Source organism: Microbacterium sp. Z6_144, assembly GCF_057197625.1.
On record NZ_JBXVPT010000002.1, the window covers coordinates 545,247 to 571,361 of the forward strand.

The following is a 26,115-nucleotide window of genomic DNA, read 5'->3' on the forward strand; positions in this document are numbered from 1 at the left end:
CACTTCCCCAAGGACCGAGCCCTCTCAGTGTCGTCGGTCTTCGCCCTGCTGTCAATCCGGTGTAGGATCAACGCGTCACACGGAGGGGGACCGCTGATGACGCTCGTGCAAGCGCTGCGCGCCTTGGGGAGGCGATGGTACGTCGTTCTCGTTGGCGTCCTCCTCACTGCAGGGGCCGCCACGACGGCAGCGCAAGTGGACGGCGTGTACACCGCACGCACAGCGGTGACGTTGATGCCCCCCACGGGTTGGGCAGTCGCGGGCAACTCCTTCACCGACAGTGCAGCATCCCTGGTCGGCTTCGCGAAGCTCGTTGAAGAGACTCTCACGGATGGTGAGGGCGGTCAGGTCTTTGCTGCTGCCGGGACGCCGCTCTACGGCGGGGGAGCACGCAGCGGTGAACTCGTCTACGTTCCCAACTTCGGTGGGCAATGGGCGCCGAACTTCAACCAGCCCGCCATCATGATCGACGTCGTCGGCTCTTCCCGACAGGAGGTCGACGATCGTGTGCGCGTGCTGGCCGGTCGGATCGACGCGGTTGTGGCGGAACGACAGGACGAGATGGCCGTCGCGCCCGACCAGCGGATCAGCACCTACGCCAATCCCGCGGTTCCCGAGGTCGCGTACGCCGGACCCAGTCGGATGCGGGCGCTGGCGGGCATAACGCTTCTGGGCGCCGCGCTGAGCGTCGCCGCCGCCTTGGCCGTCGACGGGGTAGTGCTTCGGCGCCGAGCTGTCCGGCCGTGAGCCGGGGTCACTCCTCTATATAGGGCGGCTCGGCTACGCCGACCGGCTGACGAGCAGCTTCAGCCGGTCCAAGCCGTCCTTCCCCATGACGCCCAGCACCACGGTCTTCCCCATCGCGCGGACGCTCTCCTTCGCCCCGCGCGCCGGCGACCGCAGGTAGCGGTCGGCGGCGAGTTCGGCGGGGGACGGGTCGCGCAGGTCGTGAAGGAGCGAGGCGAAGCGTGCCCGGTAGGGCGCCGGCGCCACCCGGGTGCCTCGCACGCGGTTGCTCACATTGCCGCCGTGCACCACCTGCAGCCATGCGGGGCGCCCGTGCTCGACCACCACGGGGAAATGCGTCCCCAGCAGCGTGTGCCAATCGCGCCACGCCGTCTGCGGGTTCTCCCACGGCTCGGCCACGCTGCAGAACGCGTTGTGGTCGTCGCGCCGACGGTACAGGGCCTCGCCACTGGCGATGAGGCCGGAGCCGAGGTAGATCGCCGCCGACCCATGACGGCGAGCGAGATCCTGCAGGCGGGCGACGAAGTCGTCCGCGATCCCGTCGTCGTTGTCGAGGTTGGTCGTCAGCAGCACGTCGCGTGTCGCGCCGGTCCGCTCGCGGACATCCCGTGCCACGTCTTCCCACGTCGCCGTCTCGCGGTACAGGGGCACGAACACTCCGTCCGCGATGTACGGCTCGAGCCGGTCGCGGAGCCACGCCGGACTCTGCGGATCGAGGTAGACGATCCAGGTGAAGTCCTGAACCGACTGCCGGCGTACCGAGGGGACGGTGTACTTCTCGAAGAGGTCGACCCGCTCCCGGAGCCACCCGTCGCGGGCGCGCACCAGGCTCTCCGGGCCCGGAGTGGGCAGGTTGAACCGGGTGAGCAGCACGTGGTCGACGGTCCTGGCCTCCGCAGCGGCCGCACGGGTGGACTCATCGCGCTCCCAGGACGTGGTGCCCCGAGCGCTCGTCCGAGCCGCGCGACGCCGGGCCAGAATCGCGTACATCCCGTAGACGGCGGCATCGACCAGCGACACCGGCCCGCGCACGGTGCGGGCGAGTTCGCGGAGGCTCGAGGTGCCGGTGTCCACGCCCTGCTCCGCCGGCCCGCGGCGCGCTCGCGCGAGCACGCTGAGCAACGCCCGCGACTCGCGCGGCGCTGCCACGATGACGGGAGGGGTCTCCGGCAGCACCTTCTCCTCGGCGGAGAACAGCCGGTCGACGTAGAGGTCGTCCGCCGTGACCGATGGGAAGCTTCCCAGCCGCTCATGCCCCGCGCGACTGAGTGCATAGACGCCGGCGCCCCACAGGGCCTCCTTCGTGGAGGGCATGCGGTCGCGGGCGCGATGGTAGGAGCGGACCGCCGCCGACGCCCCCTGGAGGTCGGTGCGGAACGACGGCCGACCCGCCAGGGCCGTCCCCTCGGAGAGCGTCCGGATGATCGGTTCGAGCGCCGATGGATCGGCAGTGATGTCGGCGTCCAGATAGATCCGCGGCCACAGCGTGGCGTGGGCGTCTCCGAGGTTCAGTGCAGCGGTCTTGGAGGCCACGGCCGTCTCGACCACGCGGATGCCGGGAATCGCCCGGGCGCGCTCCGCCGTGTCGTCGGTGCACCCGTTGCACGCCACGATCACTTCGAGCCGGTCGGCGCGCACGAGCGGCGCGAGCTGATCCAGGGTCCGCTGGATGACGGCGGACTCGTTGTGGGCGGGGATCACGACGGACGCTCGCGGGAACGTCGACAGCGCCACCGGATCGCGTCGCGGCTGCGGGAGCTCTGACCACCGCGACCGCCGCCACAACGCCCAGCGGGCTCGCGCATGCGTCGCGTCCCCCCGGCGGAGCTGTTCGCCGATCAGCACCGCGCCCCGGAACAGCCCCGCGCGGTGCGGCGCGTACTTGTCCATGTACCGGACCCGGTTGACGACGGTGAGCGCGACGAGGTCGCCGCTGACGCCTGATCCGCCCTGCCGGTGCGTCGCGGCAGCGGCAGGGTCGAACCAGATGGACCAGCCGAGATCCCGCAGCCGCCGCTGGAAGTCGGTCTCCTCCGAGTACAGGAAGAAGCGTTCATCCCACGCGCCGACAGAGGCTGCTGCACGGGCGGAGATGAGGAGCGCTGCCCCTGTCGCCCAGTCGATGGGATGCGCCCACGCGTAGGCGCGAGGGTTGCGGACGTACTCCGACAGCGGCCGCGGCCGTTCCACCCAGCGGCGGCCGAGCACCGCATCGGCGAAGGCGCGCAGCACGCCCGGTTCCCGGCGCAGCGACGGATAGAGCGCCCCCTCGGCGTCGCGCAGCAGCGGGACGACGGCGCCGATGCGGCGGTCGCTGCGGAGCCTGCGGAGCATGCGCGCGATCGCGTCCGGGTCCAGGCGCAGATCGGGGTTGAGGATCAGGATGGACTCCGTCTCGCCCACGCGGGTCATCGCGACGTTGATCGCGCCGGCGTAGCCGAGGTTCCCCCCGGTGGGGATGGCGATGACGTCGGAGTGGTCCGCCAGCCGATCGAGCGTGCCGTCGGACGAGGAGTTGTCGGCGATCACGACGCGAATCGCGGTGGATCGCGCCTCGCGGCGAAGGTCGGTGAGGAGGGCCTGCACATCGTCCGAGCTGTTGTAGGAGACCACGACCACCGCGACCTCGACGTGGCCTTCGCGATGGAAGGTGCCCCCGCGGACCTGCGGAATCTGACCGGTCATGATGAAACCTCTCGACGTGGGTTCCCCGAACGGGGAAGTGGGCGTGCCAGTGTGGTGGCATGAGGCGAGCCGTGCGACCGTGGGCCGCGTGGGCTTTGGCCGCCTACCTTCTGGCAGCTGTGGTGGTTCTGCTCGGTCCGGTCTCTCCCGGCTGGGTCGTCGAGCGGCTCACGGCGTGGATGCGGGATGACCTCGCCTGGACGGCGGTGCGCCAGGGGTGGGTGGAGTTCGGCGCGAACGTCGTCCTGTTCGTGCCGTTCGGCTTTCTCGTCACGGCGTTGGCGCAGCGCCTGTGGGTGGGTTTCGCGGCAGCTCTCGCGCTGTCGGTCCTGGCCGAAGTCGTGCAGATGCTGCTTCCACAGCGGACGGCGAGCCTGCGTGACGTGGTGGCCAACGTGGCCGGGGCTGCGATCGGGGCGGCGGCAGCATGGATTCTGCTGCGGGCGCGGCGCGGACGGCGCGCCCGTGCCGCGACGTGACCCTCGGGTCTCATTCACGATCGCTGTCCCTTTCATCGGTACCAGAGCCGCTGTGCCGGCGTGGCGGATATCGCGCCTCTGTCGATCGCACGCGCTCTCGCGGGCCATCCGCGCTCGCCTGCTCCCCTGAGGAGGTCCGGGCGGGTGAGGGGCGCACCCGCCCGGACATTGAGCACCCCGGGCGGGTGAGGGGGACACCCACCCGGGGAGTTTCGTGGGCCCGTGCGGAAATCCCCTGCACGGGCGTGTCGAGTGGCGGCTCACACCCGAGTGGGGAAGTGCGACCGCCGCACGGCCAGATAAGCCGGTGGTCCCTCGATGAGATACCGGCGGGCCAGTCGCCGTGGCTCGAGCATGAGCCGCCACATCCACTCGAAGCCGGCCTTCGCCACCCAGCGCGGGGCGCGCGACACGCGCCCGGCCAGGAAGTCGACGACGGCTCCGAAGGCCAGCAGCGTGCCTGCGCCGGTGGCCAAGCCATAGGTGTCGATCCATTGCTCCTGCCTCGGTTTGCCGAGGCAGACGATGAGGATGTCGGTGCCGGCGAGCCGGATTTCGGTCGCGATCGCCCGTGAGGCCTCCGCGTCATCCAGCACCTCGCGCGGAGGAGTCCAATGGCCCGCGAAGCGCGCGTTCGGCCAATCCCGGGCCATGCGGCCCCGCAGCGGCGTCGTCACGTCTTCGGACCCGCCGAGCACGGCGACCGAGAGCCCGCGTCGGTGGGCGTCGTCGAGGATCGCGGAGATGAGGTCGCTGCCGGCCAGGCGCGGCACGTCGGTGTGCACCAGACGCTCCGCGTGATGGGCGATCGGTGCACCGTCGACGAGGTGCAGCCACTCCACCCCCCTGCCGCCCAGCCGCCTCGGGCCGGAGCCGAAGTGGTGCACGTGGTCGAGGTTGATCGAGGAGACCGCCAGGGGCGCGGGATGCGGCCGGACGGCGGCCTGCGTGATGACGCGCAGCGCCCCGGCCTCGTCCGTGATGTGCACGGCGCACCCCGCGATGTCGATGCGCAGCAGATCGTCGAGCCGGTGTGAGGGAGCGACGGGTGCTGAACGCATCCCGCCGACGACGGAGCGGGAGCGATCCGTGGCAAGCGACCGTCTGGTCGCGAGCGGCGTGGGCTTTTCCAGCGTCATGTCAGTACGCTCCCGTTCCGCGCAGCATGACCTTCGCCGTACGGACGATGATCATGAGATCGGTCATGACCGACCAGTTCTCGACGTAATGGAGGTCGAGCCGCACGCTCTCCTCCCAGGACAGGTTGCTGCGTCCGCTGACCTGCCAGAGCCCCGTGATGCCGGGCTTGATGTACAGCCGTCGGAAGACCGGCTCGTCGTACGCGCCCACTTCGCTGGGCAGCGGTGGCCGGGGCCCCACGACGCTCATGTCGCCGCGCAGGACGTTCCAGAACTGCGGCAGCTCATCGAGCGAGTACTTCCGCAGCACCGCACCCACGCGGGTCACCCGCGGGTCTTTGCGGAGCTTGAACAGCGGCCCCGCGCCGTCGTTGACGGGGGTGAGCGCCCGCAGTTCGTCCTCCGCGGTGGTGCGCATCGTGCGGAACTTGACGATGTCGAATTCGCGTCCGTCCTGACCCACCCGGCGCTGACGGAAGAACACGCTGCCGGGCGAGTCGAGCGTGATCAGCAGCGCGACCAGAGGCGTGACCAGTGCGATCGGGATGAGCGCGAGGCCCGCCACGATGATGTCCAGGGCGCGCTTGTACGCGTGACGTGCGCCGTCGAAGGACGGGATCCGCACCGAGATCAACGGCAGCCCGACGACCTGGCGGAGCGAGATCCGTGGCCCCGCCACGTCGGTGAGCTGGCTGGACAGCACCAGATCGGCCGCCGTCCCCTCCAGCTGCCAGCCGAGCCGGCGGATGAAGTCGGGATTCTCGAGGTGACTGGCCACGATGATCGTGTCCGCGCCGAGGTCCCGGGCCACCTGGGCGGCCGTCTCCGGTGTGCCGAACGTGCGGTAGGTACGCGCGCTGACGACCAGCTCGGCGGCGGAATCGCCATCCAATGCCGTCCCCACGACCTGGAAACCGAGCTGACCGTCCCGTTCGAGGGTTCCGATGACGTGAGCGACGTCGGCGCGGCGGCCGACGACGATCGCGCGGGATACGTACCGGCCGGAGCGACGCTGCGCAACGAGCCAGCGACGCCAGCGCCACCGCGCCACCAGGAGGGCGATCAGGCCGACGGGCAGCGCGAGGACCAGCTGGCTGCGCAGGCCCTGCCATTGGAACAGGACGAAAGCGATCGCGATGATGCCGAAGGCGAGGCCGGTCGCGTGCGCGACCCGCTTGTACTCGCTGCTCCCGGCCCCGGTGGTGCGCGGCTCGCGGGACTGGAAGGCGGCGAGCATCAGCAGCCACACCGCGGCTGTGGCCAACGGGATGCGCGCCAGGATCCACGGATCCTGGGCGAGCGCACCGGCCGGAAGAGCCGAGAGCTGCAGCACCGAGGCCAGGCCCGCGGCCGTCGTCACGACGATCGTGTCGGTGACGGCGAGGCGTGTGCGGTAGGCCCGCTCCCACGTGAGCCGGCGCTCCAGCGCCGGAGTCGCACGCGGTCCGACGGCCAGCCGCCAGGCAGGCGGCTGCAGCACCGAGAGGTCCGCGATGCCGGTGATGGATGCGGGCAGTCCGCTGCCGCGCGTGCCGATCTCCAGCGCGGTCATGATCGCGCCCCGATGCGGCGCGGTGAACCCTGTACGCGTTCCCGCGCACCGCCGACGGCGCACTGTCGCGCACCTCCGACGGTGCGCGGGTACGCCAAATAACGTCTCCCCATGGACGTCGTCCCCAATTTTCCCCAGTGAGCGGGCCTAATCCCGCTGTGTGCACCAGAGGTGACCGTGCTTCCGACCCCAGATCGGACAGTCCTCTACCGCCGACCCCTCGGCGGTACGACCTCGACATCTTTCGATGCCTGGTGCGGGATGAATACAACCACAGGTTCGGCCTCGGCGAAAGTCCCCCGCGATCATCGGCGTGTCGCGAAGGTTTGCATTCCGCCGGTTTCCCGGTACAGTCTCGTTCTTGCAGGCACTCCGCTGGGGAGTTGAGAGCCTGCGAAGCCTATTGGGGAGGGCAATCCGCATGCGAACAATCGCAGCGGCCATGCTCGTCGGGGTGCTCATGGGAGCACCGCTGGCGGCTGGCGTCGCATCAGAATCGAGATACACACCGGTCGACCCGTCGGCGGCAACGCTGGCCGGTTCGACCTTGGTGACCGAATGCCGGGCGGGCGATCCACGGATCGACTACCGCGTGCAGGTCACCGATCCAACCGGTCAGATCGTGAGCGGCAACGCCGTGCTCGATCTCGAGGTCGGAAGCCGCTCGACCACCGTGCCCCTGGGCGCGCTGGCCGACGGAACGGTTTCCGGCAGCGTGGCATGGCCGGCAGGCGCGGCGGTCGAGCCCGCTTCGGACCCGTCGATCACGGCGGTGCTCCGAGTCGAGCCGTCTGTCGCACCGCCGCTCAGCGTGCCGCTCACGGTGAGCGACTGCGAGCCCGCCGCGTCAGCGGCGACTCTGCCGCTCACCGGCCTCGCGGCCTGGGTGCCGGCACTCGGCGTGGTCGGCGGCGCCCTCGTGGCAGCCGGCGTCGCGCTCGGTGTCGTGCGCCGTCGACGCGCAGGCTGACGGCCGTGGCATCCGTCGCACCTCGACGGAGGCGACGGGCGGTGATTCTCACCTGCGGCGGCGCGGCGGCTCTGGTCGCCGTCGCCGTCGCAGGGGTGAGCACGCAGGCCTGGCAGGCGAAGGACGAGCTCACCGCCGTGGCTTCGCTGGCCGATGACCTCGCAGCTGCCGCCTCCGCCCGAGACCTCGACGCCGCTCAGGACATCGCCGGCCGAATCCGCACGCACGCCGATCGTGCCGAGCAGCTCACGGCCGGTCCGCTGTGGACTGCTGCGGGCGCCGTGCCCGTTCTCGGCGCCAACCTCACCGCCGTGCGCACCGCCTCGGTGCAGCTGGCGGTGCTGGGGGAGTCGGTCCTCCAGCCCGTCCTCAAGGTCGCGGGGTCGCTCGGCGACGCCGTCGACACCACCGTTCTCACCGGCGCGCGCGAACCGCTCGCCGGGGCCGCAGCAGCCCTGAGCTCTGCCCGCGATGCGATGCGGACGGTGGATGCCGACGGCGTCCTTCCGCCCGTCGCCGAGGGCATCACCCGCCTGCAGTCCGTCCTGGATGGCGCGGTCCCGGTGCTGGACGGGATCGCGCAGGCAAGCGCCGTCCTTCCCAGCCTGCTGGGCGCCGAGGGCCCGAGGGAGATCCTCGTGATGCTGCAGAACAACGCGGAACTGCGGACGGGCGGCGGAATCACCGGAAGCTTCGTGCAGCTCCACGCGGAGGCCGGAGCCATCTCGCTGGTTCAGCAGGCCGACTCCACGCGCTTCCCGATCCAGGCCGCGCCCATCGCGCCGGTGCCGGATGCGGCCTCCGCGCTGTACGGCGATGTCGTCGGGCGCTTCGTCCAGAACGCGACGATGACCTCCGACTTCGCCGCATCCGCCGGCCTCGCTTCGGCGTGGTGGCAGTCGCAGTACGGCGTCGCGCCCGACGCGGTGGTCGCGATCGACCCCCTGGTGCTGCGCGCCCTGCTCGCCGCCCACGGACCGATCCCGCTGCCCGACGGGGCGCCGCTGGGGGCCGACGACCTCGTGGAGCGGCTCCTCATCCACCCGTACCTGAACCTGGGCACCGACGAGCAGACGGCCTACCTGCAGCGGGTCACCTCTCTCGTGCTCGACGCGCTGCTGGCCGACGTCGATCCGGTGGCGTGGACCGAGGCTCTCGCACCCGTGGTCGCCGAAGGTCGCGTGTCGGTATGGAGCAGCGTGCCCGCCGAGCAGGCGGTGCTGGAGAACTCTGCCGTGGGCGGGCCGCGTGCGCGGCTGGACGCGATCGGAGACGCCGGTTACGGCGTGTATCTCAACGATGCGACCGGCGGGAAGATGGACACGTACCTCGACGTCGCCATCGAAGCCGGCCACGTCCGATGCGACGCGGGACAGCAGGAGGCGGTGGTGCGAGTGACGCTCTCGAACACCGCCCGCGCCGAGGGGATCGCGGAGCTGCCGATCAGCATGACCGGCGGGGGGCTGTTCGGCACGGCGGTCGGCGACATCGGCACCAACGTCACCGTCGCCGCTCCCGAGGGTGCAGCCTTCGGCGGGGTGACGGATGCCGATGGCTCGGTGGCATCCGCGGAGGCCATCGACGGCGGTCGGCCTTCCACGGCGGTGCGGGTCAACGTGTCACCGGGTGAGAGCGAAACGGTCGAATTCCGCTTCCTGCTGACCGGTGAGGCTGCCGAACCCCCCACCGTGGTGCACACGCCCCTGCTGGAGCCGGTGCCCGTCTCCGCCCTCGCCGACGCGGCCTGCCGCGTCTGAGCAGACCCGGCCGGTCCCCACGCGACAGGCGGCCCTCCGTGTCCGCCAGGGGGACAGAATCCGTTCCCGCCGCGACGGGAAATTGCGGGGCGATTCTGCAGACACGCCGCATTCAAAGCTCCCGATCTCGCGAGAACAGTGTGCAGTACACTGGTCTCGCCTCCGGTACGGCGTCCGGGCTGTCCCCAGCAGTCATTCTTCGGGTCGTTTCCCCAAGCGATTCCGCGGATCCGTGCCGGAGTAGTGGGCCCTCTCGTGTCACCCAGTCCCTAATGGGAAACTCGAGAGGGCCCGCGCCCTTCTCACCGGCGCCCCGTCTCCTCCGGAATACCCGCGCCGCGGTCGCCGTTGTCCCACCCCGTGCGCGCACTTTCACCCGGGGGAGGGATATGAGTCTCCCGCTCGCCCCCGCCGGTACGGCGCCTGACCCGGATGCGCACGTCCGCACCGCGGTCCGCGTCCCGTTGCGATCGCCTGACGGCTTCGCAACGGTCGCCGACATCCACACCTTCGACGGCCTGGTCGACGGCAAGGAGCATCTTCTCCTCGGCCTGGGCGACTGGCGAGGTGCGCTCGAACGCATGAGTGCCGGTGGCGAGGCGCCCCTGGTGCGCTTGCACAGCGAATGCCTCACCGGGGACGTCTTCGGGTCGCAGCGATGCGACTGCGGCCCCCAGCTGCAGGAAGCGGTCCAGCGGATCACCGCCGAGGGCGGCTTCCTGCTGTATCTCCGCCAGGAGGGACGCGGCATCGGGCTGTACGCCAAACTCGACGCGTACGCGCTGCAGGACGCCGGGCTGGACACCTACGAGGCCAACGTGGCGCTGGGACACGGCGAGGACGAGCGCGACTACTCCGCCGCCGCCCAGATGCTGCAGGCGATCGGCGTCGACCGCCTCCGACTGCTCAGCAACAACCCCGACAAGGCCGCGCAGCTGGAGGCGCTGGGGGTGCGTGTGGCGCAGAAGGTGCCCACCGGAGTGCACGTCTCCGCGGCCAACGCCCGCTATCTCGCGGCCAAGCGCGACCACACCGCGCACACCATCGTCCTTCCCGCGGCGTGATCCCCACGGGGCGCGGCCTGAGCCCCGCGGGCGCACGCCACGCACGCGGGCTGTGCTCAGCATCCGCCGTTTAGGATGAGGTCTCATGTGCGGAATCATCGGGTATGTCGGGCCGAGACAGAGTCAGGACATCCTGCTGGCAGGTCTGGCGCGACTGGAGTACCGCGGGTACGACTCGGCGGGCATCGCCGTGATCGACGGCGACGGAAGCCTCGGGATGCGCAAGCGTGCGGGCAAGCTCGCCGTGCTGCGCGACGACCTGGTGGACGAGCCCCTGCCCGACGGCACCACCGGCATCGGCCACACGCGGTGGGCGACGCACGGCGGCCCCACCGACGGGAACGCTCACCCGCACCTGGCCGATGACGACAAGCTGGCCGTGATCCACAACGGCATCATCGAGAACTTCGGCGAACTGAAGTCCGAACTGCTCGGGGAGGGCTACACCTTCCGCAGCGACACCGACACCGAGGTCGCCGCCGTCCTGCTCGGACGCGCCTACGCCGCCTCCGGCGACCTCGCAGAGGCATTCCGCTCCGTGGTGGCGCGGCTGGAAGGCGCCTTCACGCTCCTCGCGATGCACCAGGACCAGCCCGGCGTCGTCGTGGGCGCGCGGCGCAACTCGCCCCTGGTCATCGGACTGGGCGACGGCGAGAACTTCCTCGGCTCCGACGTGGCCGCCTTCGTCGAGCACACCCGCAACGCCCTCGCCATCGGTCAGGACCAGATCGTCGTGATCACCCCCTCCGACGTGAAGGTGACCGACTTCTCCGGCATGCCGGTCGAGGTCGAGCCGTTCGAGGTCACGTGGGATGCGGCGGCCGCCGAGAAGGGCGGATGGTCCTCGTTCATGGCCAAGGAGGTCTCCGAAGAGCCCGAGGCCGTCGCCAAGACCCTGCTCGGCCGCATCCGGGACGGCCGGGTCGAGATCCCCGAGCTGGACGGCATGGACGACCTGCTGCGCGGGATCGACCGCATCCTCGTCATCGCCTGCGGAACGGCCGCGTATGCCGGCATGGTCGGGAAGTACGCGATGGAGAGCTGGACCCGCGTTCCGGTGGACGTCGAGCTGGCTCACGAGTTCCGCTACCGCGATCCGGTGCTCTCTCCCTCGACGCTGGTCGTCTCCATCAGCCAGTCCGGCGAGACCATGGACACTCTCATGGCCGTGAAGTACGCGCGCGAGCGGGGCGCGAAGACGCTGTCGATCTGCAACACGCAGGGCGCCACCATCCCGCGGGAGTCCGACGCGATCGTCTACACGCACGCCGGTCCGGAGGTCGCCGTGGCCTCCACGAAGGCCTTCGTCGCGCAGATCACGGCCCTCTACCTCCTCGGACTGCACGTCGCGCGGCTGCGTGGATCGCTCACGGCCGATCAGATCGCCGACAATGCCGCCGAGCTCGAAGCGATCCCCGCGAAGATCTCGCGGGTGCTCGAGACCGAACAGGAACGCATCGAGCAGCTCGCGTACTGGATGGGCGACACTCGCTCGGTGCTCTTCCTCGGCCGTCACGTCGGATACCCCATCGCCCTCGAAGGCGCGCTCAAGCTCAAGGAGCTCGCCTACATCCACGCCGAGGGGTTCGCCGCCGGTGAGCTCAAGCACGGCCCGATCGCTCTCATCGAGGCGGGGCAGCCCGTCTTCGTGATCGTCCCCTCCCCGCGTGGCGCGGGCGACATGCACCGCAAGGTGATCTCCAGCATCGAGGAGGTCCGCGCGCGTGGCGCCCGGGTCATCGCGATCGCGGAGGAGGGCGATGTCGCGGTGCTCCCGGTGGCCGACGAGGTGCTCCGCATCCCCCTCGCCTCGCCGATGCTGGAGCCGCTGCTCGCCGTCGTTCCGCTGCACATCTTCGCGATGGGGCTCGCCACGGCAAAGGGCCTTGATGTCGACCAGCCGCGCAACCTCGCCAAGTCGGTCACCGTCGAGTAGGCGGGCGCGGGTCGCGGTGCCGCGGTGCGAGGCGGATCACGCCGCGTGCGGGACGCGGCCCGGCCCTAACTCAGTCTGGATCGGGCGCGCTCCGGAGAGTCCCGCGGAATTCCGCGGCTCGCGCGTAGGCCGCGCCCGACGAGACTGAGTACGGTCCGCCCCGAGGCGCGTGCGTTGACCCCCGGACTAGGCTGAATGCGGGCGATTCGGGCGGGGGAGGAGACCGGATGATCGAGGGAATCGGCGTCGACCTGGTCGACGTCCCGCGGTTCGAGCGGTCGATCGCGCGCACGCCCAAGCTGCTGCCGCGCCTGTTCTCGCCGGCCGAGCGGATGCTGAAACCCCGGTCGCTCGCGGCCCGATATGCCGCGAAGGAAGCGCTCATCAAGGCGCTCGGCGGGTCGGAAGGCGTGCACTGGACGGAGATCGAGATCGTATCGGAGTCGTCCGGGCGTCCGCGCTTCGCGCTCTCGGGGTCGACAGCCGCCGCGGTCGCGGCACGCGGCATCACGCGCGTGCACCTCTCGCTCAGCCACGACGCCGGCCTGGCCACCGCCTACGTCATCGTCGAGTCCGTCGACTCGCCACAAAACGTCGGGTTCCGGGCCGAGAACCCGACGGAAGATGGCGAGTCGACGGGGGCGGGGGCGGCATGAACGGGCTGCCGGACGGCGTCATGCGCGAGGCGCGCATCGACGTGACGGCGATCGCCGACAACGTGCGGCACCTACGCCGGGTGACCGACTCCGAGATCATCGCCGTCGTGAAAGCCGACGGGTACGGCCACGGGGCGCTCCGCTCGGCCGTCGCGGCGCTGGAAGGCGGCGCCGCACGCCTCGGGGTCGCCGACATCGACGAGGCGGTGCAGCTGCGCCGCGCCGGTATCAGCGCTCCCATCCTGGCGTGGCTGCACGCGCCGGGCTCCTCGTTCAGCGAGGCCGTCGCCCACGACATCGAGCTCGGCATCTCCGGCATCGACCAGCTGCGCCAGGCTGCGGCCGCAGCATCCGCCGACCATCCAGCCGCGGTGCACCTGAAGATCGACACCGGCCTCTCCCGCAACGGCATCCCTGTGGCGGAATGCGGCGCCGTCTTCGCCCAGGCCGCGCGCATGGAGAACACCGGCACGATCCGGGTGGTGGGCCTGTTCTCGCACCTGTCCAACGCGTCACCCGACGACGATCGGGCGGCGCTGCGCGTGTTCGAGGAGACGATCGGCCTGGCCGCATCCCTCGGGTTGAACCCGGCCCTGCACCACATCGCCGCGACGCACGCCGCGATCGCGCTCCCCGAAGCGCGGCTGGGGTGCGTGCGCATCGGCATCGGCATGTACGGCCTGTCGCCCTTCGACGACCGCTCCTCGGCCGACCTGGGGCTCCGACCGGCGATGACGCTCAGCGCCGCGGTCGCCGCCGTGCGTCGCGTCCCGGCGGGGCGGGGCGTCTCGTACGGGTACGACTTCCGCGCCGGACGCGACACCACGCTCGCCCTCATCCCCCTGGGGTACGCCGATGGTGTGCCACGGCAGGCCTCCGGCGCGGGATCGGTGTCGATCGCCGGGCGTCGGTTCACGGTGGCCGGCCGCATCGCGATGGATCAGTTCGTCGTCGACGTGGGCGACGAGCCCGTGGCCGTGGGTGACGAGGTCGTGCTCTTCGGCGATCCCACCCTCGGTGCTCCGGCCGCCAGGGACTGGGCGGATGCGGCGGGGACGATCGACTACGACATCGTGACGCGCATCGGATCCCGCGTACCCCGACGGCAGGTGACGGGATGAGCGTTCCCGACGCCCTCCTCGGCACGCGCGAGATCACGTCGCCGGACGGGATGCACGAACTCGGGCTGACCCTCGGCCGGGCGCTGCAGGCGGGTGACGTGGTCGTGCTCACCGGCGGGCTCGGCGCGGGGAAGACGACCCTGACCCGCGGCATCGGCGCGGGCCTCGGCATCCGCGGGCCGGTGCAGAGCCCGACCTTCGTTCTCGCGCGGACCCACCCGTCGCTGGTCGGAGGTGCACCGCTCGTGCACGTGGATGCGTATCGCCTCGGGTCGGCGGCCGAACTCGACGACCTCGACATCGACGTCGCGCACTCCGTCGTCATCGTGGAGTGGGGTCGCGGCATGGCCGACCGCCTCGCCGACGCGTGGTGGGAGGTCGAGATCACGCCGCAGACCGGCGGGCGTGGGCTCGACTCGGCCTGCGGCACGATCGCCCGCCACACCGCCGAACTCGACGACGACGCCCCCCGCACGGTCACCATCTCCCGCCGCCCCTAACCCCGCCGCGTTCCTGTCGCGGGTTCCCGGTCCGGGTCCGATGCGGGGGATGGATGGGGGCTTGGGGCGCTTCCGGGTGGGGTTTGGGGCGCGACCGGTGCTTCAGGGCGCGCAGTGCGCGCCGCCGGGTGCGGGATGTGCCCCCAACCCGCGGGGAGCTGAGCCGGATGCCTGGGGGCGCTGGTCGGGGGCGCCGGTCCAGGGGCCGCCGGTAGGGGGCCGCCGCCAAAGGGGCGCCGAGGGAGGCGGGACGCACGGCCGCCACCGGACGCGCACCGGATTACGCTGGGAGGGTGTTCCTCGGCATCGACACCTCCCTCGGCACGGCCGTCGCCGTCGTCCACGCCGACGGCTACGTCGAAGCCGAAGCATCCAGCGAGAATCCGCTCGGCCATGCCGAGGTGATCGGCGAGCTGCTCGCGCAGGTGGATGCGGCGGGGCTCACGCACGTCGCGGTCGGCATGGGTCCGGGGCCCTTCACCGGCCTGCGGGTCGGGATCGCGGCCGCGCGCGCCTTCGCCCTCGGCCGCGACCTGAGGGTCGTCCCCGTGGTCAGCCACGACGCCGTCGCGCTCGGAATCCTGATGGACGCGGCCCTGACCGGCGCCCCCGAACCCGACCGGTTCGCGATCGTCACCGACGCCCGGCGGCGCGAATTCGCCTACACGGTGTACGTCGGGCTCGGGGATGACGGCCTCCCCGTCCGCGATACCGAGCCGGCGTTGATCCGCCGTGACGAGCTCGACGCGCGTCTGAGCGAGCTCGGCGCGACCCGGCGGGACGCGGCATCCGTGCCTGCGGCGATGGTCGCGCTCGCGGCAGCCCGCGCGGTCGCGACCGGGCGCACGATCGGCCCCGCCGAGCCGCTTTACCTCCGCACCCCCGACGTCACCCTCGGCCACACGCCCAAGAAGGTGCGCACGTGAACCTCCGCGCCGCCGACCTCTCCGATCTCGACGCGATCATGGTGCTCGAGCGGGCCTCGTTCCCCACCGACGCGTGGAGCGAGGCGATGATGCGCGAGGAGTTGTCCTCGCGCCACGGTTGGTACGTCGTGGCCGAGGAAGCCGGCCGCCTCGCCGGGTACGCGGGGCTCCGCGCGCCGAAGGGGGCGAAGGACGCCGACATCCAGACGATCACGATCGCCGAGGGCTTCCGCGGACGCGGCCGGGGGCGGATGCTGCTCACCGCGATGCTCGAGGAGGCCTCCCGCCGCGGGGTGCGCGAGGTGTTCCTCGAGGTGCGCGCCGACAACCCGGTCGCCCAGGCGCTGTACGCGTCGGAGGGCTTCACCGAGGTCGGCCGCCGCCCCCGGTACTACCAGCCCGACGGTGTCGACGCGCTCGTGATGGCGCTCGACCTCACCGGGTGGGCGCACGCCCGGGTCGCCGCAACGTCGGAGAATCGCACCAAGATCGGAGGATCCGGGCAGGATGCTCCGACATCGGGTGCATCCTCCGACATCGGGGCCGCCGCCGGCGGGCTGACGCCGCTCGGCGGAGCCGGAGTGACATGCGACGCGCGGACGGGGTGGTGCACGTGAGCGACGGACCGCTCGTCCTGGGCATCGAGACCAGCTGCGACGAGACCGGCATCGGCATCGTGCGCGGGCGGACGCTCCTGAGCAACACGATCGCCTCGAGCATGGCGGAGCACGCCCGATACGGCGGCGTGGTACCCGAGGTCGCCGCGCGGGCGCACCTGGAAGCGCTGCGGCCGTCGATCGAGGCGGCGCTGGCCGAAGCATCCGTCCGCCTGCACGAGCTCGACGCGATCGCGGTCACGAGCGGGCCGGGGCTCGCGGGTGCGCTCATGGTCGGGATCGGCGCGGCCAAGGGGCTCGCCGTCTCCCTCGGCAAGCCCCTGTATGCGGTCAATCATCTCGTCGGGCACATCGCCGCCGACATCCTCGACGCCGATGCCGGACCCCTGGAATACCCGACGGTGGCGCTGCTGGTGAGCGGCGGCCACACGTCGCTGCTCCTCGTCCGCGACCTCACGAGCGACGTCGAGCTGCTCGGGGAGACGGTCGACGACGCCGCTGGTGAGGCGTTCGACAAGGTGGCCCGCATCCTCGGGCTGCCCTACCCCGGCGGTCCCGAGATCGACCGTGCCGCAGCCTCCGGCGACCCGCGCGCCATCCCGTTCCCCCGCGGGCTCTCTCGCGCGTCGGACATGGAGCGGCACCGGTACGACTTCTCGTTCTCGGGCCTGAAGACGGCCGTCGCGCGGTGGACCGAGCAGCGCGAAGCCGCCGGCGAGACCGTGCCGGTGGCGGATGTCGCTGCATCGTTCCGCGAGGCCGTCGTGGACGTGCTCGTGACCAAGGCCCTCGACGCATGCGCGCGACACGACGTGCCGCGACTGCTCCTGGGCGGCGGTGTCGTCGCCAACCGCCGGCTGCGCGACGTCGCGCTCGAACGTGCCGCAGCCGCGGGCGTGAGCGTGCGGATCCCGCCGCTGCGGCTGTGCACCGACAACGGTGCGATGATCGCCGCGCTCGCGGCCGAGCTGATCGCCTCGGGCCGCCGTCCGTCCACGATCGCATTCGGGGCGGACTCGACCCTGCCGGTCACCGAGATCCAGGTCGCCGAGGAGGCCGCCGGATGAGCGACGTCGCGCCCGGCCGCGCTCCGCGCAGCGCCGACGAACCCGACGCCCGGCCGATCGAGGAGAGCGCGGAGGCCGCGGTGCAGCCGGCGGCAGCCCCGGACCTCCGGGGCGTGGATGCTGCGCTCGACACGCCACCGGCGACTCTTCACCCACCCGTGGTCGAGCCGCCGTCGCCCGACGTGATCGTCGCGCCCGCGGCATCCCGTATCCCCGGCGCCGCGCGCGAGGGCTATCGCGAGCTCCCGACCGCTCCGGTGATCGTGGCGGCGGAAGGACCCGTCGAAGGGGAGCACCTCGAGTGGGCGCCTCCTCCGGCACGGCGACGCGCGCGGGTCGGTCCGTGGGCGCTCGGGCTCGCAATCGTCGCCCTGACGGCATCGATCTTCGTCGGGTGGATGCTGCCGGCCGGCGTCGCCGGCGTCGTCGTGGCGATCATCACCCTGTGCCGGGCGGGGGAGTCCCGGGCGATCGGGGTGTGGGCGCTGGTGCTGAGCCTCGTGTCGATCGTGTACAGCGCCGGGTGGCTCGTGTGGGCGATGCCGCAGCTTTCCCTCTCCTGACCCGCGCTTGCCGCCTGACCCGCACTTCCCGCCTGACCCGCGCTTCCCTCTCCTGACCCGCGCTTCCCTCCGGACCGACGCGTCGCGACGGCTCAGGAGACGCGGTCGGCCAGCACGGCGAGCCGGCGCTTGCCGACCCGCGTGAGGATCAGCGTCGCCGAGTCCTCGCCGCGCAGGCCGAGCTTCGTGCGCAGCACCGCGGGGTCGATATCCACGCCGCGCTTCTTGATCTCCAGCGTTCCGATCCCACGCGCGCGCAGCACCCGGGCGAGCGCCCGGGTTTCGAACGGCACCTCCTCGCGCACGCGGAAGGACGACACGAACGGGCTCGTCAGTGCCTCGTCGGAGGTGAGGTAGGCCATGCCGGGCGCGAGCATCCCGGCGTGGAGCGCCCGGGCGACGTCGCCGATGAGCCGGGCCCGGATGACCGCGCCATCGGGTTCGTGCACGTACGCCCCGAGCGTCCGCACCGGTTCGTCCTCCGTGTCGGCGCCCGCCGTGAGCTCCCACGCATCGTCCCCGCGGGTCACCAGCGCCGCGCGGCGCACGCCGTCCCGCGCGAGCGCACCCGTCCACAGCACGAGCTCGACCGTCGATCCGTCGGCGCTCACCCACTGCGCTTCGGCATCGGCGGGGATCGCGTCGCGGTCGAACGCCGGGCCGAGCTTCATCCCGCCGGGCATGCGCGCCAGAACCCCGAAGGCCCACTCGAGCGGGGGCGAGTAATCTCCGGCGCCGACCCGCACCGTCTCGGTGTGCCCCGCCGTGCGCCGCGCGGGGTCCAGCCACACGGCCTCGACGCCCGCCAGATCGGATGCCTCGGCGCTGCCGTGCTGCACCGTCACCGCGTCGCCGAACGGGGCGAGGTTGTACGCGGCGATCGCGGCGGTCACCTCGTCGGCGTCGACGGCGAGCACGCGGAGGCCGAGCGCGGCGAAGCCCAGGGCATCGCCGCCGATGCCGCACCCGAGGTCGGCGACGCTCTCCACGCCCGCGGCACGGAACCGTCCCGCGTGGCGCGCCGCGACCGACAGCCGCGTGGCCTGTTCGAGCCCGGCGCGGGTGAACAGCATCCGCTCGGCGAAGTCGCCGAACTTCGCGCGGGCCCGTGCACGCAGCCGTGCCTGCCCGACCACCGCGGAGACCAGGTCGGGGGAATGCCCTGCCGCCCGCAGCCGAGAGACGGTCCGGGCGACCTCGGCGGTGGAGGTGATCTCGCCGGCCTCGTCCAGCAGCCGAAGCCCCTCGCCGGTGAGCAGCGCCGTCAACTCCGCCATGTCCACCACCCCACCCTAGGCGCGACCCTCAGTCGTACGGAGTTGGCACTCGCGTTGCGGGAGTGCCAACTCTTTCCGTACACTGGCGTTAGCACTCGCCATGCGTGGGTGCTAACGAGTCTTCTGTACCGAAGCGTCAAGAAAGAAGAGGTAGACCGTGTCGGTTTCCATCAAGCCGCTCGAGGACCGCATCGTCATCCAGCAGGTCGAGGCAGAGCAGACCACCTCCAGTGGTCTCGTCATCCCTGACACTGCCAAGGAGAAGCCCCAGGAGGGCGAGGTCGTGGCCGTCGGGCCGGGCCGCATCGACGACAACGGCAACCGCGTCCCGCTGGACGTCGCCGTCGGCGACCGCGTCATCTACAGCAAGTACGGCGGTACCGAGGTCAAGTTCGGTGCCGACGAGTACCTCGTGCTCTCCGCGCGCGACGTGCTCGCCGTCGTCGTCCGCTGACGCCACAGCTCTCACCGGAAGGCCCCGGATGCTTCGGCATCCGGGGCCTTCCGCGTTCCCGGCGGGCGTTCCCGGCCGAGGAGCGCGGCATCCGGCGCTCGCCGTCGGCATCCGACCGTAGGCTGGGGGAGTGGATCGGACGACGCCCAGCACCCCCGCCGCATCCACCGCCTCGGACGCCCGGGAGAGGCTGCTCGGCGTCGGCTACGCGTTCGCCGCCTACCTGCTGTGGGGCGTCCTTCCGCTGTACTTCGTCGCGCTCCTGCCGACCGGTCCGTGGGAGCTCGTCGCCTGGCGGATCGTCCTGTCGCTGGTGTTCTGCGTCGTGCTGCTCGCCGTCACCCGCGCGTGGCGGCCCCTGCTGGCGATCATCCGGCAGCCGCGTCTGCTCGGCTTGACGGCGCTGGCCGGCGCCCTGATCTACGTCAACTGGCAGGTGTACGTCCTCGCGACCCTCACCGGCCACGTCGTGGAAACGAGCCTCGGATACTTCATCAACCCGCTCGTGACGGTCGTGCTCGGGGTCGTCGTCCTCCGCGAACGCGTGCGGGTCACGCAGTGGGTGGCGCTGGGCATCGCGGCGGTCGCCGTCGGGGTGATCGTCGTCGGATACGGCGCGTTCCCGTGGATCGCGCTGGGCCTGGCGTTCTCCTTCGGGCTGTACGGCCTGGTCAAGAACAAGATCGGGGGTGCCGTCGACGCCGTCAGCGGGCTCACCCTGGAGTCGGCGTGGCTCACCCCCGTCGCGCTCGTGCAGCTGGCGATCGTCGGCGCCACGTCCGGTCTGACGCTGGCGACCGCCGGCGTCGGGCACGGCATCCTGCTCCTCCTGGCCGGCGCGGTCACCGCAATCCCGCTGCTGTTCTTCGCGGCCGGCGCCCGTCGCACGCCGCTCACCGTCATGGGGATGCTGCAGTTCGTGGCCCCGATCCTCCAGTTCTCGATCGGAGTGTGGGTGCTGAGCGAACCCATGCCGCTCGAACGATGGATCGGATTCGGTCTCGTGTGGGTCGCGCTCGTGCTGCTCACGATCGACTCGCTCCGCGCGGCGCGGCGCGGACGCCGCACCGCCTCCGACGTGGCTGACCTCACCTGAGCGCGGGTTTTCCGGCATCCGGACCCACCAGATAACGATTGGGTCCCGTTACACATCGTTAACGAACGGGAACCTCGACGAGACGCGCACGCCGTTAGGTTGGTCACAATCGACGCGGCGAAACCCGTTTCCCCGCGTTCCCGACTCATCAAGGAGCACTACATGAGCGTCCTTACACGTTCACGCACCACGAAGGCCATGGGGGGATTCGCCATGGTCGGCGCGGCTGCGCTCATCCTCGCCGGATGTACCGGTGGCGGCAGCACGCCCGAAGCATCCGAGGGGGGATTCGAGTTCCCCATCGACTGCGATGAAGCAGCACCTGCGTCGTACACGCCCGAGTACGTCGAGACGACCGGTGGTCCGGGGACTGACCTGACCTACACGATCGGTACAGCGCTCCCGGTCACCGGAAACCTCGCCTTCCTCGGACCGCCGGAGATCTCGGCCACCGACTTCGCCGCGTCGCAGATCAACGCCGCCGGCAAGGGCATCACGATCGACCTCATCCAGGGCGACTCGGGCGACACCGACAACAAGGCGTACGAGACCGAGATCCCGCGTCTGCTGGGCGAGGGAGCCACCGCCATCGTCGGTGCCGCATCGTCGGGCACGTCGCTGCAGTTCATCGACCAGGTGATCGCCGCCGGCGCCATCCAGTTCTCGCCGGCCAACACCTCGGCCGCCTTCACGGGCTACGAGGACAACGGCCTGTACTGGCGCACCGCTCCCTCGGACGTGCTCCAGGGCGAGGTGCTCGGCAACCTGATCGCCGGCGACGGCAACGAGACCCTCGGCATGATCGTGCTGAACGACTCGTACGGCACCGGACTCGCGTGCTTCACCAGGGATGCCTTCGAGGCGGCCGGTGGCGAGGTCGTCGCCGCGTCGCTGTACAACACGGGTGACACGAACTTCTCGGCCCAGGTCGAGGACGTTCTCGCCGCCGACCCCGACTCGATCGCCCTCATCACCTTCGAAGAGGTCACGACGATGATCCCCGAGCTGGTCGGCGCGGACTACCCGGCAGACAAGCTCTACATGGTGGACGGCAACCTCGCGAACTTCGGTGACGAGTTCGAGGAGGGAACCCTGGAAGGCACCAAGGGCACCTACCCGGCGGTCGACCCCGCGGCCATCGAGACGTTCCGCACCGAGCTGCAGGCGTACTGGACGGGTCAGGGTCAGCCTGAACTGGCCGACTTCACCTACGCGCCGGAGTCGTACGACGCCGTGGTCCTGCTCGCCCTGGCGGCGCTGCAGGCCGGCTCGACGGCGGGTCCGGATGTGGCGGCGAACCTGCAGTCCGTCTCGGGTGCCGACGGCGGCACGACCTGCACGACGTTCGCGGAGTGCGCCGACATCATCATCGCCGGCGAGACCGCGGACTACGACGGTGTCTCCGGGCCGATCACCTTCAACGAGGTGGGCGACCCGACCGAGGCCACGATCGGTGTCTTCGAGTACGGCGCCGACAACAACTACGAGTTCCTCAACATCGGCTGAGCGTTCCTGTAGCGGAAGGGCCCCGGTCTTCGACCGGGGCCCTTCTACGTGCCCGGAGGCCTCGGGGCCTTCGGGGGACGGCTTCTGCCCGCTCGCGCCGTCCCCAGGCGGCGGATGCTGTCCCCCGAGGTGAGCGACATCTCCTGCACAGGCACGGGCAGCGGGAGATTTCGCACCGGGGGCCCTGCCTGGGCGATCGCCCGCCGGCGCGCCCGGGATGCTGGGGTCCATGCCCGTGCCGCCGCGACCGCTGCCCGGAGTGCTGGGGGAGAGCTTCGGCGTCGCCGAGGCGCAGCGCGCCGGCGCGACAGCGAAGCGGCTGCGTGCGAGCGACCTCGAGGCGCCGTTCTGGGGTGTGCGTCGTCGCGTCGCCGACCCCGCGCAGCCGGACGACACTCCGCTGGCGCGCGCCCGCGCGACCCGAGCGCGTGTCATCCGGGATGCCGTCACGTTCGCGCCCCTCCTGACGCCCGGGGCGTTCTTCGCCGGTCGCACCGCCGCGGTCCTCCACGGCGCCACGGTCGCGCACGCGGAGCTCGAAGTCGCCGTGGTCGCGCCTGAACGGACGCCCCGCCGCCGCGGCATCCGCGGACGCACGGTCGCGCCGGCCTTCGCGAGCGTCAGGATGCTCGATGGGATGCCGGTGGCGAGCCCCGCAGCGACGTGGGCCATGCTGGGCGCCGAGCTGACGATGCACGAGCTCGTCCGGCTCGGCGACGAGCTCGTCCGCATCCCCCGCGACCGCTACGGCCGCCCGTGCCCGCACCTTCAGGTTGCGACGCCGGCGGAACTGCACGCCGTGACCTCGGCCGGTCGGCGCCCGGGTGCCGGCAGGCTGCGGTCAGCCCTCGCGAGCATCCGGGTCGGCAGCATGTCGCTGCTGGAGACCGACTGGCGCATCCAGGCGGAGGATGCGGGCCTCCCGGAGCCTGAGCTCGACGCCGAGATCCGAGATCCCGACGGCCGGCTCCTCGGCATCGCCGACGCCGCGTATCGGGCATGGCGGGTCCTCGTCGAGGTCGAGGGCGATCACCACCGTACCGATGCCGCACAGTGGAGCCGCGACATCCGCAAGCACTCCGACTATGTCGCCGCCGGCTTCGAGGTGGTGCGGATCACTCGCGCCCACATCCACGGCCCCGACCCGGTCGCACCCGGTCTGCTGCGGGGAGCGCTCCGCCGCCGCGGGTGGCGCTGCTGACCGTCCGCCGAGTCCTCGAGGGGACGACTTTCGTCGCCTCCCCGGGGCGCGAGGCGGCCGATCCCGTCCCCTGAACGGCGGCGAGGCGCGCGAGGCGCGCGAGGCGCGCGAAGCTCAGGCGCCGAGGGTTCCGAGGTAGAGCCCGATGACCTTGGGGTCGTTGAGCAGCTCGCGCCCCGTGCCGGTGTAGGCGTCGCGCCCCTGGTCCAGGACGTAGCCGCGGTCGCAGATCTGCAGGCAGCGGCGCGCGTTCTGCTCGACCATGATGGTCGTCACGCCGGCCTTGTTGATCTCCGAGACGCGCAGGAAGGCCTCATCCTGGCGCGAGGGCGACAGCCCGGCCGACGGCTCGTCGAGCAGCAGCACGTGCGGGTCCATCATGAGCGCGCGGCCCATCGCGACCATCTGGCGCTCGCCGCCGGAGAGGGAGCCGGCGCGCTGCTGCAGGCGCTTGCCGAGGTCGGGGAAGATCGAGGTCACGAAGTCCGTGCGCTCGGCCACGGACTTCGGGCTCTGGTAGGCGCCCATCTGCAGGTTCTCGGCGATCGTCAGGCTCGGGAACACGTTGTTGGACTGCGGTACGAACCCCACGCCCTTGGCGACGAGCTTGTTGGCCCGGAGCCCCGTGATGTCGTCTCCGTTGAGGGTCACCGTGCCCTCGCGCACCTTCACCTGGCCGAAGATGGCCTTGAGCATCGTGGACTTGCCGGCGCCGTTGGGGCCGATGATGCCGATCAGCTCGCCCTTCGCGGCGGTGAGGCTGGCCCCGTTGAGGATGTTGACCCCCGGGATGTAGCCCGCCACGACGGACGTGACCTCGATGACGTTGTCGCTCACTTGCTGTCCTCCGTGCCCGCGGCGCGCTGCGAGTGGCCGTGCGCCTCCGCCTCGATGGCCTGGTCGAGCTCCTGCTTGGTCTCGAGCAGTTCGGCGGCCTCGGCGCTGAGCGTTCCGGCGTGGCGGCCCGTGACGACACCGAGGTCGACGTCCTGATGCGCGCCGAGATAGGCGTCGATCACCGCCGGGTTGTTCATGACGGCGTCCGGCGGACCCTCGGCGACCACCTTGCCCTCCGCCATCACGACCACCCAGTCGGCGATGTGACGCACCATGTGCATGTCGTGCTCGACGAAGACCACCGTCATCCCGAGGTCCTTGAGGTCGAGGATGTGGTCCAGCAGCGACTGCGTCAGCGCGGGGTTCACACCCGCCATCGGCTCGTCGAGCATCACCAGTACCGGGTCGCTCATGAGGGCGCGGGCCATCTCGAGGAGCTTGCGCTGCCCGCCCGACAGGCTCGCCGCGTAGTCCTTCTCCTTGGCGTCGAGCTTGAAGCGCTGCAGGAGCCCGCGGGCCTTCTCTTCGATCTCCGTCTCCTGCTTGCGCCACAGGAACGGCAGGATGCCCGTGAAGATCCGCTCGCCGGCCTGCTTGGGCGCGCCGAGCTTCATGTTCTCCAGCACGGTGAGCAGTCCGAGCGACTTCGTCAGCTGGAACGTGCGCACCTGACCCATGCGCGCGGTCTTGAAGGCGGGAATGCCCGCGAGGTTCTTGCCGTCGAACGACCAGTTGCCCGCGTTGGGCTTGTCGAATCCGGTGAGGAGGTTGAACAGCGTGGTCTTGCCGGCACCGTTGGGCCCGATGAGCGCGGTGATGGCTCCGCGGGGGATCTCCAGGTGCCCGACATCCACGGCGGTGAGGCCGCCGAAGACGCGCGTGACGCCGTCGATGACGATGATCGGGTCGACCTTCTCCACGCCCGGGCGGATCTCGCCCTTATGCAGGCCGGTGCTCTTCGGGCGCGGGGTCGGGGGTACGACGTCAGCGGACAAAGGTCAGCTCCTTCTTGCTTCCGAGGATGCCCTGCGGGCGGAAGATGACGATCAGCATGAGCGCGACGCCGACGAGGACGAAGACCAGCATCTGGCTCTGCTCGGTCGTCAGGAACGGCAGCCACCCGATGTTCACGAGAGCGGGCAGGAGGTTGGACAGGAAGGCGCGCACCACCCAGAACAGCACTGCGCCGAGCACCGGGCCGAAGATCGTGGCCGCGCCGCCCAGAAGCAACGCCGTCCACACGAAGAAGCTCTGCGACGTCACGTAGACGTTCGGGTTGACGTTCGTTCCCATCGCCGTGACGATGCCGCCCGCGGCGATGATCACGCCGCCGACGATGAGCGCCTGCATCTTGAACGCGAAGACGTTCTTACCCAGCGCGCGCACGGCGTCCTCGTCCTCGCGGATGCCGCGGATGACGCGCCCCCAGGGGCTCCGCATCAGCAGCCAGACGAACAGCACGACGACCGCGGTCGTGATCGTCCCGACGAGGATGACCCACCACTGGTCGGACTGGTACGTCCATGGACCGATGCCCCATCGGCCAGGAGGGAGCGGGCTGCTCGCGCGGAAGCCCGCCTGGAAGCCCGACAGCCCGTCGGCCGACCCGGTGTAGGCGCGCCAGGTCGAGGTGAGGAACAGCAGGCGCAGCACCTCGGCGGCCGCGATGGTGACGATCGCGAGGTAGTCGCCGCGCAGTCGCAGGGTCGGGATGCCGAGGATGAGAGCGAACACCACCGCGGCGAGGAGGCCGATGAGCGCGGCCACCGGCCAGGGCAGGCCGAAGCTGAGGATCGAGATCGCGAAGCCGTACGCGCCGATCGCCATGAACCCCGCGACGCCGAAGTTGAGCAGTCCGGCGAAGCCGAAGTGCACGGAGAGCCCGATGGCGGCGAGGACGTAGCCGAGCGTGGCGGGCGCGAGGATCTGCGCCGCGGTGTTCGACAGGATCTGAAGGAAGTTCAC

At 71.1% G+C, this 26,115-nt stretch carries 24 protein-coding genes; 17 read left to right on the forward strand and 7 right to left on the reverse strand.

Annotation, left to right across the window (positions count from 1 at the left end; all coding sequences use genetic code 11):
• Window positions 1–96 precede the first annotated feature (96 nt).
• On the forward strand, window positions 97–747 hold the full coding sequence (locus tag AC2DGY_RS14635; protein ID WP_484510485.1) for a hypothetical protein: 651 nt from the start codon (window positions 97–99) through the stop codon (window positions 745–747).
• A gap of 33 nt (window positions 748–780) precedes the next feature.
• On the opposite strand, the gene AC2DGY_RS14640 is transcribed toward AC2DGY_RS14635, so the two are convergent.
• A complete protein-coding gene (locus tag AC2DGY_RS14640; protein ID WP_484510486.1) occupies window positions 781–3,432 on the reverse strand; it encodes a glycosyltransferase in 2,652 nt (883 codons plus the stop codon).
• A 59-nt stretch (window positions 3,433–3,491) separates the two neighbouring features.
• Between AC2DGY_RS14640 and AC2DGY_RS14645 the strand changes: the two genes are divergently transcribed.
• Window positions 3,492–3,911 (forward strand): VanZ family protein, encoded by a 420-nt coding sequence (locus AC2DGY_RS14645; RefSeq protein WP_484510487.1) that lies wholly within the window; start codon window positions 3,492–3,494, stop codon window positions 3,909–3,911.
• Window positions 3,912–4,171: 260 nt separating this feature from the next.
• Here AC2DGY_RS14645 and AC2DGY_RS14650 read toward each other — a convergent pair whose 3' ends face one another.
• Together AC2DGY_RS14650 and AC2DGY_RS14655 are read right to left on the reverse strand one after the other, a co-directional pair.
• Complete coding sequence (locus tag AC2DGY_RS14650) at window positions 4,172–5,050, reverse strand: WecB/TagA/CpsF family glycosyltransferase (RefSeq protein ID WP_484510488.1); 879 nt, start codon at window positions 5,048–5,050, stop codon at window positions 4,172–4,174.
• Between the two features lies 1 nt (window position 5,051).
• Window positions 5,052–6,602: a sugar transferase gene (locus tag AC2DGY_RS14655; RefSeq protein WP_484510489.1), complete on the reverse strand. Its 1,551-nt coding sequence runs from the start codon at window positions 6,600–6,602 to the stop codon at window positions 5,052–5,054.
• Window positions 6,603–7,023: 421 nt separating this feature from the next.
• Between AC2DGY_RS14655 and AC2DGY_RS14660 the strand changes: the two genes are divergently transcribed.
• The 11 genes from AC2DGY_RS14660 (at window position 7,024) to AC2DGY_RS14710 (ending at window position 17,779) form a co-directional block, all read left to right on the forward strand.
• Entirely contained in the window at window positions 7,024–7,572 is a 549-nt protein-coding gene (locus AC2DGY_RS14660; protein ID WP_484510490.1) for an LPXTG cell wall anchor domain-containing protein, read from the forward strand.
• A 41-nt stretch (window positions 7,573–7,613) separates the two neighbouring features.
• Window positions 7,614–9,329: a DUF4012 domain-containing protein gene (locus AC2DGY_RS14665; protein WP_484510491.1), complete on the forward strand. Its 1,716-nt coding sequence runs from the start codon at window positions 7,614–7,616 to the stop codon at window positions 9,327–9,329.
• A 389-nt stretch (window positions 9,330–9,718) separates the two neighbouring features.
• A complete protein-coding gene (locus AC2DGY_RS14670; protein WP_484510492.1) occupies window positions 9,719–10,393 on the forward strand; it encodes a GTP cyclohydrolase II in 675 nt (224 codons plus the stop codon).
• 85 nt (window positions 10,394–10,478) lie between these two features.
• Window positions 10,479–12,329, forward strand: a complete 1,851-nt coding sequence (gene glmS, locus AC2DGY_RS14675; RefSeq protein WP_484510493.1) for a glutamine--fructose-6-phosphate transaminase (isomerizing) — start codon at window positions 10,479–10,481, stop codon at window positions 12,327–12,329.
• Window positions 12,330–12,556: 227 nt separating this feature from the next.
• On the forward strand, window positions 12,557–12,985 hold the full coding sequence (locus AC2DGY_RS14680) for a holo-ACP synthase (RefSeq protein WP_484510494.1): 429 nt from the start codon (window positions 12,557–12,559) through the stop codon (window positions 12,983–12,985).
• Complete coding sequence (gene alr, locus AC2DGY_RS14685) at window positions 12,982–14,106, forward strand: alanine racemase (RefSeq protein WP_484510495.1); 1,125 nt, start codon at window positions 12,982–12,984, stop codon at window positions 14,104–14,106. Before AC2DGY_RS14680 ends, alr begins: the two co-directional genes overlap by 4 nt.
• Window positions 14,103–14,606 carry a tRNA (adenosine(37)-N6)-threonylcarbamoyltransferase complex ATPase subunit type 1 TsaE gene (gene tsaE, locus AC2DGY_RS14690; protein ID WP_484510496.1) on the forward strand — a complete coding sequence of 168 codons (504 nt, stop codon included), beginning with the start codon at window positions 14,103–14,105 and terminating at the stop codon, window positions 14,604–14,606. The genes alr and tsaE overlap by 4 nt, the downstream gene beginning before the upstream one ends.
• A 293-nt stretch (window positions 14,607–14,899) precedes the next feature.
• Entirely contained in the window at window positions 14,900–15,532 is a 633-nt protein-coding gene (gene tsaB, locus AC2DGY_RS14695) for a tRNA (adenosine(37)-N6)-threonylcarbamoyltransferase complex dimerization subunit type 1 TsaB (RefSeq protein WP_484510497.1), read from the forward strand.
• The gene (gene rimI, locus AC2DGY_RS14700; protein ID WP_484510498.1) at window positions 15,529–16,149 is read left to right on the forward strand and encodes a ribosomal protein S18-alanine N-acetyltransferase; all 621 of its coding nucleotides are present in this window, start codon (window positions 15,529–15,531) and stop codon (window positions 16,147–16,149) included. The genes tsaB and rimI overlap by 4 nt, the downstream gene beginning before the upstream one ends.
• A complete protein-coding gene (tsaD, locus tag AC2DGY_RS14705) occupies window positions 16,119–17,216 on the forward strand; it encodes a tRNA (adenosine(37)-N6)-threonylcarbamoyltransferase complex transferase subunit TsaD (RefSeq protein WP_484510499.1) in 1,098 nt (365 codons plus the stop codon). The genes rimI and tsaD overlap by 31 nt, the downstream gene beginning before the upstream one ends.
• On the forward strand, window positions 17,213–17,779 hold the full coding sequence (locus AC2DGY_RS14710; RefSeq protein ID WP_484510500.1) for a hypothetical protein: 567 nt from the start codon (window positions 17,213–17,215) through the stop codon (window positions 17,777–17,779). The genes tsaD and AC2DGY_RS14710 overlap by 4 nt, the downstream gene beginning before the upstream one ends.
• A 92-nt stretch (window positions 17,780–17,871) precedes the next feature.
• Here AC2DGY_RS14710 and AC2DGY_RS14715 read toward each other — a convergent pair whose 3' ends face one another.
• Window positions 17,872–19,062 carry a class I SAM-dependent methyltransferase gene (locus AC2DGY_RS14715; RefSeq protein WP_484510501.1) on the reverse strand — a complete coding sequence of 397 codons (1,191 nt, stop codon included), beginning with the start codon at window positions 19,060–19,062 and terminating at the stop codon, window positions 17,872–17,874.
• A gap of 151 nt (window positions 19,063–19,213) precedes the next feature.
• Here AC2DGY_RS14715 and groES point away from each other — a divergent pair, with 151 nt between their 5' ends.
• From groES to AC2DGY_RS14735, 4 genes are all read left to right on the forward strand, one after another.
• Window positions 19,214–19,510, forward strand: coding sequence for a co-chaperone GroES (gene groES, locus AC2DGY_RS14720; protein ID WP_135063578.1), 297 nt, complete (start codon window positions 19,214–19,216; stop codon window positions 19,508–19,510).
• Window positions 19,511–19,640: 130 nt separating this feature from the next.
• The gene (gene rarD, locus AC2DGY_RS14725) at window positions 19,641–20,606 is read left to right on the forward strand and encodes an EamA family transporter RarD (protein WP_484510502.1); all 966 of its coding nucleotides are present in this window, start codon (window positions 19,641–19,643) and stop codon (window positions 20,604–20,606) included.
• Window positions 20,607–20,768: 162 nt separating this feature from the next.
• A complete protein-coding gene (locus tag AC2DGY_RS14730; RefSeq protein WP_484510503.1) occupies window positions 20,769–22,112 on the forward strand; it encodes an ABC transporter substrate-binding protein in 1,344 nt (447 codons plus the stop codon).
• A 229-nt stretch (window positions 22,113–22,341) separates the two neighbouring features.
• Complete coding sequence (locus AC2DGY_RS14735; RefSeq protein ID WP_484510504.1) at window positions 22,342–23,313, forward strand: hypothetical protein; 972 nt, start codon at window positions 22,342–22,344, stop codon at window positions 23,311–23,313.
• 114 nt (window positions 23,314–23,427) lie between these two features.
• Here the strand turns inward: AC2DGY_RS14735 and AC2DGY_RS14740 are convergent, their stop codons facing one another.
• From AC2DGY_RS14740 to AC2DGY_RS14750, 3 genes are read right to left on the reverse strand one after another with little or no spacing between them, the layout of a single operon-like run.
• Window positions 23,428–24,150 carry an ABC transporter ATP-binding protein gene (locus tag AC2DGY_RS14740; protein ID WP_484510505.1) on the reverse strand — a complete coding sequence of 241 codons (723 nt, stop codon included), beginning with the start codon at window positions 24,148–24,150 and terminating at the stop codon, window positions 23,428–23,430.
• Complete coding sequence (locus AC2DGY_RS14745; RefSeq protein WP_484510506.1) at window positions 24,147–25,145, reverse strand: ABC transporter ATP-binding protein; 999 nt, start codon at window positions 25,143–25,145, stop codon at window positions 24,147–24,149. Before AC2DGY_RS14745 ends, AC2DGY_RS14740 begins: the two co-directional genes overlap by 4 nt.
• Window positions 25,135–26,115, reverse strand: coding sequence for a branched-chain amino acid ABC transporter permease (locus tag AC2DGY_RS14750; protein WP_484510507.1), 981 nt, complete (start codon window positions 26,113–26,115; stop codon window positions 25,135–25,137). Before AC2DGY_RS14750 ends, AC2DGY_RS14745 begins: the two co-directional genes overlap by 11 nt.